Source organism: Mesorhizobium sp. M7A.F.Ca.CA.004.12.1.1 (assembly GCF_003997835.1).
Lineage (GTDB): Bacteria > Pseudomonadota > Alphaproteobacteria > Rhizobiales > Rhizobiaceae > Mesorhizobium.
In genome coordinates, this window is the sequence record NZ_RZRK01000044.1 from 1 (window position 1) to 15,518 (window position 15,518).

Genomic DNA, 15,518 nt, shown 5'->3' on the forward strand with positions numbered 1-15,518 from the left:
TCTCAATCATGCGCTGCGGTTCTTCTCCACGTTCAAATGGCACAGCTCGGTAGGTGGTCGACGCGCTATGCATACGGAATTCCGCGAGAACCTCTGGCACATGGTAAAAATTACCTTCCAATGCCAAGCGCAGGAAAAAGTCGAGGTCAGGAATCTGCCGAAGGTCCTCTCGCCAGTAACCAGCTCGTTCATAAGCCTCACGTCGAAAAAAGGCCCCAGGGCCCGGCAGGCAGTGCAGGTGTGCGTAGAGAGCACGACGCGAAAATTCCGGCGGCTGTAAGGTCGACCTGAGAGTTGAATGCTCGTCGATAATGTCGAAGTCGGGGTAAACCAAAACTACATCAGTGCGAGCCGACAATTCCTCCACGCAGCGCCGAACAGCTGTTGGGCGCAGACGATCGTCTGCGCTTAGATAGCCGAGGATGTCCCCCGTGCTCATTGCCCATCCTGTGGTCATGGCCGCACTCTGGCCAGCGTTCACTTGACGGTGCAATTTAATTTCAGGACCATAATTCGAGACGAGATCGCTTGTGCCGTCAGTTGAACCGTCATCTACAACTATGATCTCCAAATTTGGATAGTCTTGGGCCAAGAGGCTTTCGATTGTTTCCGCGATGTAGTCTGTCGCATTATATGCTGGGACCACGAGCGACACTTGGGGACCTCTTATCAACGGTCCTCTCCGGTGCGCTTGATCGTCGTCGACAGGGCCTCGATCGCCGGTTGATTTTGTGGCGTATCTACGACGACGTTTGCGGGAGCCCCCCTTTTTGCGATTATTTCTTCAAAGCGAGAAATCAGCTTGTCTACAATCGAAGGCCAGGCAAAAGTCTCCACTATGTAAGATCTAAGCGCTCGTCCCTTCGACGGTAGATCACCACGTTCGGCCAGCATCGAGTGAAGCCCTCCATACAAGCCCTCAACAGTTGCCGGTACGACGTATCCACCACCCACCGTCTCGACTTCATCAAACCCACATTGGTCAGTGAGAAGAACAGGCGTGCCAACGATACCAGCTTCCAGCGCCACGAGTGACATCGCCTCAGCTCGGGAAGGCACGACCAGGAAAAGCGCGCGTCTATATGCCTCGCTCCGTGCGCTCTCGCCTAGATGCCCCGTGAAGACAACCCGGTCGGCGAGGTGGTGCGCATTAACAAAGGATTCCAACGATAGGCGCATGCCAAAGTCTGGACCTGCTACTACCAACCCGATATCCGGATATTCCTGACTCATCTTCTCAAACGCGCTTATAAGAAGATCGGGGCCTTTCACTTCGGCTAGTCGGCCGACGAAAAGGACATACGGCCCATTTGGTCCAGTCTCCATCGCTTCAGCTGCTAAAGGTTGTTCCTCAACCCCGTTTGGAACCACGATGACATTGTCTTCTGGCGATTTGAACCGCTCCAGTATCTGACGGCGCTCCAGGGGGGTGACCGCAATCAGCGTCGCTGCATTCCGAACCATCCGCTTTCCAAAGGCGATGTGGAAGAGATACGGGATCGGCCTAGGGTGATTGAGACCGACAAACTCCCCCGCAGCGCTGAAAGTATAAGGCTTCCCGAGCCATCGCGCGAGAAACGCTGTCGCGACCGACAGGAAGTTCCAGTACCCGAGAATATGAATGACATCGGCGTTTCGAACGCTGCGCATTAGCCTAAACGGATTGATTGTCGGGACCGAGAAGCGGAGACGCATCGCACCCGTAATATAAACTTGCATGTTCCTACCATGCAGTTGCCCGACGAGATCCCCGCCTTGCATAGTGACGATCTCGCAACGATGTCCTCTTTGCGTCAGATGGCTAGCAAGCCGCCTTGTTCGCTCTGCTGTGCCTCCTCCTTTTTGGGAATCGAGTGAAACTGTAGTCAGGAGGATATTCATGCGCCCGACATCCGAGTCACCCTCGCAAGATCACTGGCGTAATTGTCCAGCCTGCTGGTGAACGCCTCGGAGACTAGCCCTAATTCCGTGGCCCTGATTGCAGAGAAGCGCCGGTCAATAGCGTGCGCCGGAAGCCCCCTCAGACGTAACAAGAATCTAAGGAAGAATCTTGGTGAGGTTGGTCCAAATTTCGGGAATTCTCGGCCGAATGCCAGGGCGAAGCGATCCTGGACAAACGCGAAATTGTTATTCGGATCGGAATCATCGGTAACTACGACGATCTGTGAGCCATGGATTTTCCGGTCGAACGCCAATTTGACAAATGCCTGTGCAACAGTCTCCACACTCACCAGGTGCATTCGTCTTTCACCGTAAAGAGCACGGCGGAGCGCAATCTTCCATGATGGGGCTTGTTTCATCTCCTCCGCCAAAGTGACGAGATTGCGTCCGCCGCATCCGAAAATAGCTCCCAGCCGCAACACAATCGTCTCGGCGAACGAGCCTGTCAGAATTGCCTCACCTATAAGATGCTCTTGCTCATAAGGCGACAACGCGCATGGCAATGTGGCTTCGTCGATTTGCCGGTCGCGTACCCCTGCGTAAACGTCAATGCTGCTAGCATGAATACAACGGGAAATACCGGCGTCGCGAAATGTCGACTGCAAGCTCCGCAATACGGTAGGGTACCAACCGGTGCCGTCGGGGCGTAATAAGTTGATCATCACGTCGTAACCGCTCAAGGCGGCCAACATCTCGGCAGAATCTTCCAAATCGGCCTTTTTGACATTCACGCCGGCTTGATTGAGCCATTCTGGTTCCGAACGATGCACAATGAACCGGCTGGGTGGGAAGGCCGGATTGGCCAACAGCCGCGCTAGGGCCTCACCAACGAACCCGGTTCCCCCGAGCACTACCACGCGCGGACCGGTGTCACATTGCTTGTAGGTCATTCGGGCTGACTTCGAAAAAGGGCAGCGAATCGAGCCAATTTATGAGACGAGGCACAAGCCAATTCGCAATTCGCAGGGCTATATCATGGGGATTGCTTCTCATACAACGAATTGCGTCGCCGGCTGCGTGTATTATGGGGAAGAATCGCGATTCGTGGCGCAGAGGGTTTTGGTCATGCTTGCCGCATGTCGGTTTGTGGTCTCCGCGAGCATTGAAGTAAAGGGTTGATATGAGCCAATCTCAAAAGCTTCAGCCATCTCGAGCAAATGTGCCCGGAAACGCGATTCTCTTGGGAGTTGCGCTGCTTGTTGCCTCAATGGGCTTCGTCCTTCTAGCCACCTATCCCGGCCAGTCGAAACTGATTCTCCTCTGGTTCTATGCATCGGGCTGCGCTGCCGTCTTCATCCCGCTCTGGCGTCCGTCCTCCTTTTTCGTGTTTCTGCTGTCGTCATTCCTTTTTGTAGGATTCATTGCAAAAGCGGTCGCTAATTTCGTATTTGGCATCGCGCTCATCGAGCCTACCAGCACATTCACGACTGAGTGGGATCAGGCACTTGCTTTCGCAGCTAGTGGCTTTTCAGGGGTGTGCGCGGCTGGATTGGCCGCATCGTTTTATCCCGCGTTCAAGGAAATTCGGAAGGCGGTAGCGCCTCCTTTCGTGTCGAAATTTGTCGTCCTCGCGTTTGCAAGTTTGATTGCCGTTTCTATCGGGCTGTATTGGGCCAATTACTCATTTCACATTATACGGATTGGTTTCCCCTTGGGCATTAACATCAACCCCCGCCTGTATGCGGTCGCGGCCTTCGTGATCGCATGGGGGGCTCTTTTGGGAGGCCTAACCTTGGCCCTGTGGCTGGTCGAACTACGCGACTGGTCGTATTCAGTGTTGATCTACGTAGCAGTGTTTCTTGGGCTGCTCGCATCGCTCTCGATGGGAAGCCGCATCCAGTTGCTTCTCTATGTTCTCGCCGCATTCGCGGTCGTTGTCTTACGACGTCGCGATGTGAGGAGTTGGGTTGCGATCGCAGTTGCCATGGGTCTCAGCGGATTTGTTTTTGCAGGCTCGCTTGCAGTAGTTAGCCTTGAACGCACTTTCGATTTCTCGATCAGCACCGCACAGACACAAGGCGTTCCACAGCAGCCGTCAGGCGTTGTTCCACAGCAGCCGACAGGCATCGGAAAAACTCTGGCACCGTCGCCCGACTCCTCGGCGCCTCCGGCTGCGACGATAATAGACAAGGTTGAGGCAGTCAGAGGTGATCGTTTCGCCCTAGCCGGTCTCTACCGTCAACTGCGCAATCTCGCGGTCATGCGCTGGGTTGGACTTGAAGGGACGATGACGGCCGCGGCAAATCTTGACCATCTTGGAGGCGATTTGTTCTTGCATGTGATCAAAGAAGACCCAGCCGCTGGCGCCCAAGCGATCTACCAAAAAATGTCCGGTGACCGGTACGGAAAGGTCCAATATTATACGTTCCTCACGTTGCCAGGCCCCATTGGGGTGGCCAGCCTTTCAGGGTCGATAATCGTCGTCTCGGTATTCATGTTCTTTCTGACAATAGCTGGCCATTCGATCGAATGGTTGGCTGCCTGGGTCACACAAAATGTCGCCTCTGCGGCGGTGACAGGTGTCTCGTTAGCCTACTTACTCGTCCAAATGGGGTTCCCGTGGACTTTGTTCATTTACGCGATCGAATTGGTCCTGTCGGTGCTTTTCGTCGGCGCCGTTTGGTACATGGTTGATTGGCTGGCTACGGGTAGGCGGGCGGTTACCGCGAAAGTGTGAGGATCTGCCGTATCAGATTTAGTTGGGCTGAGTTCCTGCCTTGCACTAGACGATGGCGAGTCGGAATGCGGCGGACGGCTTTTCGCTCAGAGCTGCGGGGAGACGAAGGCACGATTGCGGTCAGACGGCGCCAGGTTCGTGTTTCCTCCAGACCCGCCTGTTGATGAAGTCCGTGTAACTTAGAACGATCCGCAGCACCTTTTCGGATACATTGTCGGAGCTATAGTCAGTCGGCAAACGCAAGGTCCGCATCGCGCCTCGTGACTGAGTCTCCAATATCTTAAGCCCGTCAAAAACGCGCTCTATGTCCAGGCCGACCATCATCACTGAGGTCTCTTCGAAGCCTTCGGGGCGCTCATGTACCTCGCGCAGATTGAGGGCGGGAAAGTTCAGGATCGCGCTTTCCTCAGTTATCGTGCCGCTATCCGAAAGCACGGCTCGAGCCGAACACTGGAGCCTAATATAGTCGAAGAACCCAAACGGTTTTTCAAACCTGACATTTTCATGGCAGCTGGCACCAAGCGCGTCCAAACGTTTTCTCGTGCGAGGATGAGTCGAAACGATGACTGGCTCCTGATATCGCTCGGCAATCCCATTGAGGACATTAAGCAGCTTCCTTAGCCGCTCGGGCGAATCCACATTTTCCTCGCGATGAGCACTGACTACGAAGAAACGTTCTGCCGTCAAGCCGAGATTGCTGACCGCCGCCGAGGCTTCGATTCCGCTTCTGTAGTGCTCGAGCACCTCCCGCATCGGACTGCCGGTAACAATTACCTGGTCGGGTGGGAGGCCTTCTCGCAGTAGGTAGTCACGAGCAATCTGGCTATAGGTCAGATTGACATCCGCTGTATGGTCCACAATTCGGCGGTTAATCTCCTCTGGAACACGAAAATCGAAGCAACGATTTCCGGCCTCCATGTGGAAGATGGGCACCTTCCGCCGTTTGGCCGCAATCGCCGCCAAACAGCTATTCGTGTCACCCAAAATCAGCAGTGCGTCGGGGCGATGACTCTCGATCGCCTGATCAGCCGCGATGATGACTTTCCCAATTGTCTCCGCAGCAGAAGCACCTGCAGCTTCGAGGAAGACGTTGGGCGGCCGAATGCCCAACTGCGAAAAGAAGACCTCATTCAGCTCATAATCGTAGTTCTGGCCACTATGAACGAGCACGTGATCGAAATTGGCATCGAACTTTGCAATGACCCTGGACAGCCGAATAATCTCTGGCCGAGTCCCAACAATGGTCATGACCTTAAGCACGGAGCGCCCCTTTAAGGATGTCCAACTGCGATAGCAGTGCCTTGACCTGACCGACATCGAGGCGAACGGTGTTGTGAGATGTGTAATCCTCCAGCTCTGAAACCATTCGCTCGCCTTCAACGAAATATTTGTCGTAGTTCAGATCCCGAGAATCGGCCGGAATCCGATAATAATTGCCTAGGTCTTCCGCACGCACCATTTCCTCGCGCGACACCAAAGTTTCGAAAAGCTTCTCACCATGACGAGTCCCGATGATTTTCACCGGATTGTCCCGTTCGAATAGTTCCTGCATCGCCTCAGCCAGAACCCCCACGGTAGAAGCGGGTGCCTTCTGAACAAATATATCGCCCGACCGTGCGTGCTCGAATGCATAAAGTACTAAGTCGACTGATTCATCGAGCGACATCAAGAAACGTGTCATGTTGGGATCGGTTAATGTCAGGGGCTTGCCGCCTAGCAGTTGGTCAAGGAAGAGGGGGATCACTGAGCCGCGGGACGCCATGACGTTGCCGTAACGGGTGGCGCAGACGACGGTGCGAACAGAATCGCTGACTCGCGATTTCGCGATCATAACTTTTTCCATCAACGCCTTTGACATACCCATAGCGTTTACAGGGTATACAGCCTTGTCAGTGCTAAGCACCACGCAACGCTGGACGCGATGGCTGATCGCAGCGCGAAGCACGTTTTCAGCGCCGAGAACATTCGTTTTGATCGCCTCCATTGGGTAAAATTCGCAAGACGGCACTTGCTTGAGCGCCGCAGCGTGGAAGATGTAGTCGGCTCCGCGAACTGCATCATCGACAGCGTGATAATCGCGGACATCACCAATATAAAATTTTAAGCGATCGTCCGGCAACGACAGGCGCATATCCTCCTGCTTTTTTTCGTCCCGGCTAAAGATACGGATCTCTGCGAAGTCCGTTTTGAGGAATCGAGCCAGCACAGCGTTGCCAAAAGAGCCGGTGCCCCCAGTAATCAAAAGGGTCTTGTTGGAAAACATTAACGTCTCGCTCGAGGATGTTTTAGCCAAAGTCATACATGGATCGGATTAGAACCGGCCAGTCGGGAGGGCGGTAGCCGGTAGCGTTCTGGAAACGAGATGAATTTAATGAGCGGTCAATCACCAACTGGTCGTCCGGAACGATTTGGGTCTTTTTGCCGTAAACCTCGGCAATGATTCTGAGGAGATCATACTTGCTGATTGGATCTGACGACACATGGTACACGCCGGTGAGTTTGATATTTGGCAGGACGAAATCGCGAATGATCCTGGCGAGTTCCACGGTAGGCAGTCCGGAAAATACGGCTCGGGTGAACCCTTTCACGTCAGCCTGTTGGCTCAAAAACCAGTCGACCAAGCCGTGTGAAGTGTTCAACTCGCGGCCGATTATCGAAGTCCGAAGGGTTATCGAGTTCTCACAAACTACTTCGCCCAGCAGCTTGCTCCGCCCGTATAAATCATCAGCATTGGGCCGGGCACTTTCGCTGTAGTTCCCGGCCGCACCGTCAAAGACACAATCGGTACTGATATGAACGAGACGAGCCCTCGCGACTGCGCAGAGGCGTGCCAGCCGATGCGGCAAAACTGCATTAATCGGAATTGCGGCGAGAGGGTCATTCACAGATGACATCTGCTTGACAAGCCCAATGCAATTTATGACCACATCCGGGTTTGCCACCGCGAAAATCTTGCTTAGTCCATCAAAATTCTCGACGTCGCCTGCGTCGATCAGCGTCGCCCGACTTTCTGGAAAAACAGGATGCAGATTATTTGAACGGGTGGAGCCAAAAACTACGTAGCCTTCGCTGTTCGCAAAGAATCTGAAAACTGCATTGCCCAGCATGCCCGAGGCACCGAGGACAAGGATTCTGGGGTGCGTCGATTGAGCCATGGTATCTCTCGCTATCTCCGTGATGCTCGTCGCTCCCTTAAAGCCCGACGGAAATGTTCGACTAAATCAAGAGCGAGTGGACCAGGTGCGAAATGCTGATTGAAATATTCACGCCCCGCAGTACCCATCGCCTCCCGCGTTTCTCTTGGGAGGCCCTTCAATCGTATGATTGTCTCTGCCAGGGCTATGCTGTCTTCGGCTGGCACAACTAGGCCCGCCTTGGCCTCGCTTACGATATCGGCCGCCTCGCCATCAAGGCACGCCAAGATGGGGCGCCCAGCTGCTAAGTATGTCGGGATTTTGCTCGGCACCGTCAAACCTAAACCCTTTGCCCGGTTAAGTGTGACTAGGAGAGCAGAGGCCTGTGCAAATACCGCCGGCATTGCCTCTGGCGGAAATCGTCCTACTAGCATGACATTGGTGAGATGAAGTCGCTCAATTTCGGTCCTGAGCCACTCAGACCGGCTTCCACTTCCAACAAGCACGATGTTGATCTCGGGATCTGATATTCGGCCTGCCGCGTCTAAAACTGTCTCCAGCGCCTGAGCTGACCCGAGATTACCCGCAAACACGACATTGAACCCGCGCGTAAGATCCAGAGGCGAACCCGTGAATTTGCTATCCACCGCCAGATTCAAATCGCCAGGATTGGGGTGGTATGCGATTGGCACCGCATCGCCGGCAACGGCGCGTATCTTTGCGATGAAACCGCGTGACTGGGCTAGAAGAAGGTCGGAACGTTGGTAAATGAAACGAGTGAGGGCCTCCACAGCGCTCAGCACTCGCTGGTTGCGAACAAACCCTGTTTCTTCCAAATTGTCCGGCCACAGATCCTGGACCCAAATCACATGAGCGGCAGATTTGAACTGTCTGAAAACGGCCCCTACCAATCCTTGCAGAATCGGGGAGTTCGCATACACGAAGACAATATCGTATCGCTTGGATCGCGTTAAAAATAGCCCGATGATGCTCCCCGACACGACGAATGAGAGGTAATTCCACACTCTCCGTAGCCCCCCGCCTTTGCCTCGCGGTACAACAGGCACCCGGTGTATCAGGTACCCGGACGGATGAATTTGAGTCCCTGAGCTAAGCGCTCGGTAGCCTTCAAATATTTGGCCATGCGGATAGTTCGGCTGACCGGACAAAACCTCAACGTCGCACCCACACGAGCGAAGCGACTCGACAACCTCGTTGATTCTGAACGTTTCGGGCCAAAAATGCTGACTGACGACCAGCACCCGCAACTTCTCGTTAATTCGGTCTGGTGACGGGCTGCCGCACAAAGCCGCGGTCGCGAGGTTCATGACTCAGCCGAACGCTTGATGCTCATCAGCAGGTGATCTTCGATGCCGGGAGTGAACTCCGGCACAGTCGATTTGAGGAGCTTCACGGCGCCTTGCAGATCCCGGGCGCTGACCACGCATTGCATTTCATCAAAAATGCGCACAATGACAGCACGTTTGATCGACCGCGACGATGCGGCCAAGATGCCTGGGGCTCCTGTCTCACTCAAGGTCTCTTTGCTGTCGAACAGCTCCTCGTAGAGCTTCTCTCCTGGCCGCAGCCCCGTGTAGATAATCTGAATATCCTTGCCCGGTCGCCGTCCCGAGAGCCGAATAAGATTTCGTGCCAAATCGACGATTTTCACCGGAGACCCCATATCGAGCACGAAAATCCGGCCTCGCTCATGCTGTGGCGCGGGGGTGTATGCCGCCGCCTGTAGAACGAGGAGACAGGCCTCAGGGATCGTCATGAAAAAGCGTTCCATATCGGCATGAGTGACGGTCACAGGACCACCCGCCTTGATCTGCTGTTCGAAAAGAGGGACGACCGAGCCAGCCGACCCCAAGACATTGCCGAACCGAACTGTGATGAACCGCGTGCCGATGACCTCCGGGTCGAGGTCCAACGCCTGGCAATACATCTCCGCCATTCGCTTGGTTGCCCCCATAACATTGGCGGGATTTACCGCCTTGTCGGTCGACACCATGATCATCCTGGATACATTTGCACTGAGCGCCGCATCGGCGACATTTCGTGTTCCGATTGCATTGGTGAAAATGCCTTCGAGCGGCTGAGCCTCAACCATCGGCACATGCTTCAGTGCCGCAGCATGGAACAGCACATCAGGTTTGAAGCGTTCAACGATCGTGCGCACCGCCTCTTTTTCCCGCACGTTGCAAAGAGCGGCTTGGATATCGATATTTTGCCATCTCTGAGACAGCTCGGACTTGATTGTGTAGAGCGCGAATTCGCTGGCATCGAGAAGAATTAGGCTTCCGGGCTTCAGGTCAGCAATCTGTCGTGCCAACTCAGATCCAATGGAGCCACCGGCCCCTGTAATCATGATGGTCTTACCCTGAATCATCGACTGGATCTTGGGCACGTCCAGTCGAACGGGGTCTCGTTGCAGAAGGTCCTCCAGCTTGATTGGCCGCAGTTCGATCTCCGCATCGATGCTTTGCATATCGAGCAAATTTGGCAGCCGAAGGATTTCTAGCTTCTGAGTTGCGGCAATTTCGACCAGCGCTTCAATGCTGGCATGACGTTCATAATCATCACGTGATCGCGTGAGGATTATCGCCTCTGGGCGGCGCCCCCGAGCCTCAAATCGGGAGAGAATCTGGGGTAGCCGTTCCAAAGGCCCCATAACTGGAACTCCGCGGATAGATCGGCCTGTTCTTCGTCCTCTCTCGTCAATGATTGCCAGCACCTCAAATGAGGCACGATCCCTTTCCTTTATAGCCCTCAGGAAAGCTTCCGCATTGTCGGTAGCTCCGATCAAGAGCACGTTTCTTCCCCCGGCGGGTTCGGCCTTTCTTCTTCGTTTGCTGTCATGGTGATTGCGGTAAACTCGATACGCAGCGCGAGGTCCGGCCAACAGCACGACGGTGAACGCCCAGGCTATGACAACAGAAGAGCGTGGGATCGCATTCAGCCGAATCAGAAGGAACTCAGCGACAATAAAGAGCGCGATGGCCACGCTAGTCGCGCCAGCGATTGCTACCAAATCAGGAAGCGACGCATAGCGCCATATTCCGCGGTTTAGTCCCAGCAAGAAACCTGCCGTACTGACCATGACCCCGAAGAGGGTAGCTGCTCCAAGCAATACCGGCCAATTTAGCAGGAAGCCATCAAAATCCAGTCGCAACACAAATGCTAGTAGCATCGCGACAGCACCCATTATGCCATCGTGCGCTAGGGCCATTCCTCGCAGCGTAATTGGCCTAGGGATAGTTAGACCCCTTCTAAACTTTATCCTGACATCAGAGCTGCCTGGAAGGCCGCATCTGGCTTCCGGCACCTGCTTAAGGCTTTCGTTCAACACGGATGGTCACGTTGATCAGGCGGTTCACGGATGTCTCAACCCCAAGTCAAGCTGTCTCCTCGAAGCTCGGTCAAGGATCGGGTCCAATTTGAGCCAATTTGTCCAACTGTATAGACCAGCGAAGACGCTTCGAGCACGGATAATAATCTCCCCAGCCGGAAGCCGCGGTCCAATGATAGCTTTCGTTGACGAAGCACGATCACGTAGCGAGCCGTGATCCGACCGGTGATTCTATTTGCATGATGTATTCAGTCCTCCACTACGCAACAACTACTTGGTGGCTTCCATAAGGGCAACGATAATGATCCAGTCGCCCCCACTTTTTGAACTTGGGCTTGATTCAGGCGGCGCCATCTCTGCGGAAGAGCTGGCGATCGCCGCCGAGATGCCATGCTCCGATCGGGCTGCTGACTTCGGATTTTGCCAGGACGGACCTTAGTCTATTTGGCGATTGGACAAGTCTTCGTTGCACAGCCAGGCCAGAGTGATGACGTCCTAGGCCTTATCGACTGAGTTTCTTGTGGGCAGAGCCCGCCGCGGCGCTTTTCCTGACGCACGCACAGGGGGCGATCCTTACGCGTCGAAGGCCTGTAAACGACCCTCCACTTTCAGGGACCGTAGCTTGTTGATGCGGTGCCATGCTGTGCAGTCTTTCAGGAGAAGAAGTCTCTGAGCCGCTCCCTTGACGTCACCAGGGCCCAACTTTCCGACATGCTGCCTCGCTTCGAGGCGAAACGATTCAGGGATTTTCACTTCGAGGTAGAGGAAAAGGAGGCACACGGCAGATGGCCGGTGCGAAGCTGCGGCATGGGAACCGCCCGGCTTTGATTTACCTGCTGGCGATACTCCCAGGTTGCTACGAAACCGCCGCAACCACCTTTCAAATGGACTTGCGGTTGGCAGGCATGGGTTCGGTCGCCTTGGTGTCCCTATAGGAATCGGGTTCCGCTAATTCCTCGCCCAATGCGGCGATTACAGCTGCCATGCGACCACGCACTCGTGAAGGAAGATGCATCAGCCCCTCGATCAGGCGCCGGCCTTCCGCGCTTGCAATGAAGTCGATGCGCTCGTCGACAGGCAGGGGCGAAGCTTCACGGCTGGTCTCATTCCCAGGCAGGCCTTCGAAGAAGCGACGGACGGGGACGTCCAGGGACCTGCCGATCTCGTAGAGCATGGAAGCACTCACGCGATTCCTCGCGTTCTCATATTTCTGAAGCTGCTGGAAGCTGACACCTATGGATCGGGCAAGCTGTGCCTGCGAGACGTCTGACTGGACGCGAATGATCGCGATCTGCCTGCCAACATGCTGATCGGTGGGATGAGGCGCGGTCTCCGCTCCAGCCCTTGTCAACACCTCAAATCTGGTGCGCTTCGATTCCGGAAAAGCCTTCTGATGCTGCATATATCACTCCAGACTGGAGAGTTCGTCGCGGTATGCTCCGGCCAAACTCACCAAACCTCCAATGAACAGGGAGTGCGAAACCTTCCTGGTCCGCTTTCTGGCCTTTGGTGGATTACGCGAATGGTCAGAGAGTTTGATGCCGGATTTGCGGCACCAATCGCCAGTAGGGTCTTGCGGCCCGGGGATACTCGTCTCAGCCGCAGAAAAAATACCTTAAGGGCGGCATTGAAGATCCGGTTCACCAGCCTTTCCAACCCCATCTTGCGGCGGCTGCACGCCGACCGCGAAGAGAAGCATGAACTCGAGCGGAAGCTCTCCCGTCCCAAACCAATCACGGATCCCGAATCTCCGAACGTCGATTGTCGAGAATACTCCGTGGTGAAATACTCTTCAAGGCACTGCTCTCGTATCTATGGAAATCCGAGAGGTGTTCGCGCGCAACCTGAGAACTTTGCGGCAGACCAAAGGCCTGTCACAGGAGGAGCTTGCGCATCAGGCAGGGATCGATCGCACCTACATTAGTGCGTTGGAACGCAACGTGTATAACGCCAGCATCGACGTCGTTGATAGGCTGGCCGAAGTGCTGGGCGTGGACGCCGCGGAATTGCTGAAGCGCCCCTCAGCTGATCTGCAGGGAACGAAGTCGGAGCTTGACGAATAAAGAAGTTGATAAACTCAACGTGTGTAAGCTGCCAAGTCTACGCACATGGAAATGCTCGAACTCGCGGCCGAAATTTCGGTCGCTTGCGTCGGGAGAAGGCAAGGTGGAAGCGCGCTCAGGTTCAGCCAGCAATATCTAAGCGGCCTGGAACGTGGTCGTCGCAATCCGACGGTCATCACGCTGCAGTAGCAAACCGATGCGCCTCTTGTGAGACGCGTTACGGGCACACAAACTAACCTTCTGCGTCCAATATGAGGCGCATACCCAAAAGTTCATTACCCGACCGTGCGTGCGCCGGTCGCATCATACCTCCCAAATCGTCGATTGAAGGACTGCCTGCTATGCGAGGTCGAGTTCGCCGCGCGACTCCATCTCTAAAAGATATCGGGCCTTGGCTAGGCGATCCCCTCCCCCGACGGCAGGATAGCCGCAGATGGCGAGAGCGCCCTCTGCTCTTGCCGGCTGGCTCTGGCGGGGTCGCCGCTGCCACCGCCTAACTCGTATAGGGCTTTGCCGAACTCAGCATAAGCTATCTTGTGCGCGTCAAGCAGCGCTCGAAGACTCATGGACAGTTCTTGGTCTCGGCTCGGCGGCTCTGCACCAAGCGCCGCCGTAACCGACGAGGAACGACTGCGCTGCCGGAGTGGAGGTGCAAGCTCGTCGGTTGGATCCTAGACATGGCAACCTCTTCCATTAGCATTGATGCCCATCACGCCAGTGACGTCGAACCATCAAAGCGTAGCACGACGGTTTGCGCATTCGTGTCAGGATCAACACATCCAAGCAGTCGAGAGCCAGGGCGGCTGGGGCGATGCGTAGCGCCTGCATCTTAGGATGCCGTGCCTAACCGCCCTGCGGAAGCTCCGATTGAGCGCGGGCTTGTCGCGACCGGCGCTTCCATTGGGGCGGTGAAGCCAATGTATCCGCCGTGCGGAGGATGGCGCCAGCCTACAAGCCTGCGCTCGGCCGGCATCCTACGGCCGGCGCTGGCGACGTCGGCTCTACGGGCCGAGCTGAAGCCCCTCTGCTGCAGCGAGCCGTTCGCCGATCCGGGGGGACTTCGGGCTAGGTCGGCGAGGTTCTAACGTGGTCTATCCAACAGCTCGTTATCTACCGACGAGCGGCCACCTCAAGAACAGTCTCTGACCACGCCCTCCTTCCCGGGCCCCACAAAAGCCAGTCGGGCTGCCGCACATCGCACTAAGCTACGGACGAAGAACGAAAATCGACGATCTTGGGAGGTGCAGCAAAGACCCGCACCTCGCGAAAATGCGGCATAACCACTTGAAACAACACAACCGATCGACGCCGCACCTCGCGGCCTTTTATCTCGCCATCGTTCTTCGGTCGTATTTCGTGGCTCTCGCTCGATAGCACCAAAACTCGCTCTGCCACGCGGGAATACCCGGGTGTCCCCTGTTGCGCTAAGAACTACGAAAGGAGGCGGATCGCTTCTAGAGCATACCGCTGATGTGCACTGAGAGCGCCGCTTCAGCCGCAGCCGATCTGAAGCCGCCTTGATGACGAGAGCGCATCTCTGGCACGATCGCGGGCACGTCGGAGTCGCCAGATTTGACCTTAGATGGCACTGGCCGGCGTGTCATATCGACACTGCGAAGGCGTGCCAAAAGCAGTCTGGCTGAACAAAATGGAGATAAGCCGCCGTGTGGCAGAATGACATTCTTGTGTTGCCTGACGATCTGATTGCGTTCGCCTGGTCTGCACCGATGCGGGACTTGGCGGCAAAGCTCGAACTGTCCGACGTCGGGCTAAAGAAGCTGCTGACGCGAAGCGGAGTAGCGTCGCCGCCGCAAGGTTATTGGAACAAAATCCGTGCCGGAAAGAGGGTGCCATCAGTACCCAAGGCGCCACCGCGGCGCCCCGGTGAACTGGGTCGAGTAGGTGTCGACGGCCGCTTCAAAAAGGTGCTGCCTATTGCCGCCCCTCTTGCATCCAATGGGCCATTTGCGTCCGCCCTGGTTCCAGAAGACCTCGACGAACTCCACGCACAAGAGTTGAAGGCGATTGGCAAAGTCTCTGTCCCGCAGACGTTGGACAGGCCCCACAAAGGGCTCGTTCAACTGCTCAAGCAGGAGCAGCGCCGCCGCGACAAAAATGCAGAGCGTGAGTGGAGCTTTGACGAACCCAAGTTCGACAATCCACTAGGCAAGCGGCGGCTGAAAATCTTCAATGCGCTGTTTTTGGCGCTCAGCAAGCGTGGCCATGACGGTGATGCCTACGAGCGCGATGGCGAAGTTCATGCGCGAGCAACCATCGGCGATTCCTATCTTGGTTTGGACATTGGAATAGTCGGTAGCCACCGCACCGTGCGTCAGCATGGGTACCTGCGG

The 15,518-nt window shown here is 55.5% G+C and carries 11 protein-coding genes and 2 pseudogenes; 4 read left to right on the forward strand and 9 right to left on the reverse strand.

The annotated features are described in order from the left end of the window. The 3 genes from EN984_RS04095 to EN984_RS04105 form a co-directional block, all read right to left on the reverse strand. Positions 1 to 655 (reverse strand): glycosyltransferase family 2 protein (locus tag EN984_RS04095; protein ID WP_164765376.1); only part of this gene is annotated, 655 nt, incomplete at its 3' end. 14 nt (positions 656 to 669) lie between these two features. Beyond that, the gene (locus tag EN984_RS04100) at positions 670 to 1,881 is read right to left on the reverse strand and encodes a glycosyltransferase family 4 protein (protein WP_127267025.1); all 1,212 of its coding nucleotides are present in this window, start codon (positions 1,879 to 1,881) and stop codon (positions 670 to 672) included. Beyond that, entirely contained in the window at positions 1,878 to 2,831 is a 954-nt protein-coding gene (locus tag EN984_RS04105; RefSeq protein ID WP_127267026.1) for an NAD-dependent epimerase/dehydratase family protein, read from the reverse strand. Before EN984_RS04105 ends, EN984_RS04100 begins: the two co-directional genes overlap by 4 nt. A 230-nt stretch (positions 2,832 to 3,061) precedes the next feature. Between EN984_RS04105 and EN984_RS04110 the strand changes: the two genes are divergently transcribed. Continuing rightward, positions 3,062 to 4,618, forward strand: a complete 1,557-nt coding sequence (locus tag EN984_RS04110; protein WP_127267027.1) for a hypothetical protein — start codon at positions 3,062 to 3,064, stop codon at positions 4,616 to 4,618. Positions 4,619 to 4,738: 120 nt separating this feature from the next. On the opposite strand, the gene wecB is transcribed toward EN984_RS04110, so the two are convergent. The 6 genes from wecB to EN984_RS04140 form a co-directional block, all read right to left on the reverse strand. After that, entirely contained in the window at positions 4,739 to 5,878 is a 1,140-nt protein-coding gene (gene wecB, locus EN984_RS04115) for a UDP-N-acetylglucosamine 2-epimerase (non-hydrolyzing) (protein WP_272483079.1), read from the reverse strand. Beyond that, the gene (locus EN984_RS04120) at positions 5,871 to 6,881 is read right to left on the reverse strand and encodes a polysaccharide biosynthesis protein (protein WP_127271261.1); all 1,011 of its coding nucleotides are present in this window, start codon (positions 6,879 to 6,881) and stop codon (positions 5,871 to 5,873) included. The genes wecB and EN984_RS04120 overlap by 8 nt, the downstream gene beginning before the upstream one ends. Before the next feature lie 22 nt (positions 6,882 to 6,903). After that, positions 6,904 to 7,773: an SDR family oxidoreductase gene (locus EN984_RS04125; protein WP_127273148.1), complete on the reverse strand. Its 870-nt coding sequence runs from the start codon at positions 7,771 to 7,773 to the stop codon at positions 6,904 to 6,906. Between the two features lie 11 nt (positions 7,774 to 7,784). Beyond that, the gene (locus EN984_RS04130; protein WP_127268928.1) at positions 7,785 to 9,080 is read right to left on the reverse strand and encodes a glycosyltransferase family 4 protein; all 1,296 of its coding nucleotides are present in this window, start codon (positions 9,078 to 9,080) and stop codon (positions 7,785 to 7,787) included. Beyond that, entirely contained in the window at positions 9,077 to 10,960 is a 1,884-nt protein-coding gene (locus EN984_RS04135) for a nucleoside-diphosphate sugar epimerase/dehydratase (RefSeq protein ID WP_164748680.1), read from the reverse strand. Before EN984_RS04135 ends, EN984_RS04130 begins: the two co-directional genes overlap by 4 nt. 1,024 nt (positions 10,961 to 11,984) lie before the next feature. Next, complete coding sequence (locus EN984_RS04140) at positions 11,985 to 12,506, reverse strand: helix-turn-helix transcriptional regulator (protein WP_127268924.1); 522 nt, start codon at positions 12,504 to 12,506, stop codon at positions 11,985 to 11,987. Between the two features lie 412 nt (positions 12,507 to 12,918). On the opposite strand from EN984_RS04140, the gene EN984_RS04145 reads away from it, so the two are divergent. From EN984_RS04145 to EN984_RS04160, 3 genes and pseudogenes are all read left to right on the forward strand, one after another. After that, a complete protein-coding gene (locus tag EN984_RS04145) occupies positions 12,919 to 13,167 on the forward strand; it encodes a helix-turn-helix transcriptional regulator (protein ID WP_127268922.1) in 249 nt (82 codons plus the stop codon). A 120-nt stretch (positions 13,168 to 13,287) separates the two neighbouring features. Beyond that, positions 13,288 to 13,350, forward strand: a pseudogene (locus EN984_RS38115) (transcriptional regulator); the annotation flags it as partial. 1,481 nt (positions 13,351 to 14,831) lie between these two features. Then, a pseudogene (locus tag EN984_RS04160) lies at positions 14,832 to 15,518 on the forward strand (hypothetical protein); the annotation flags it as partial.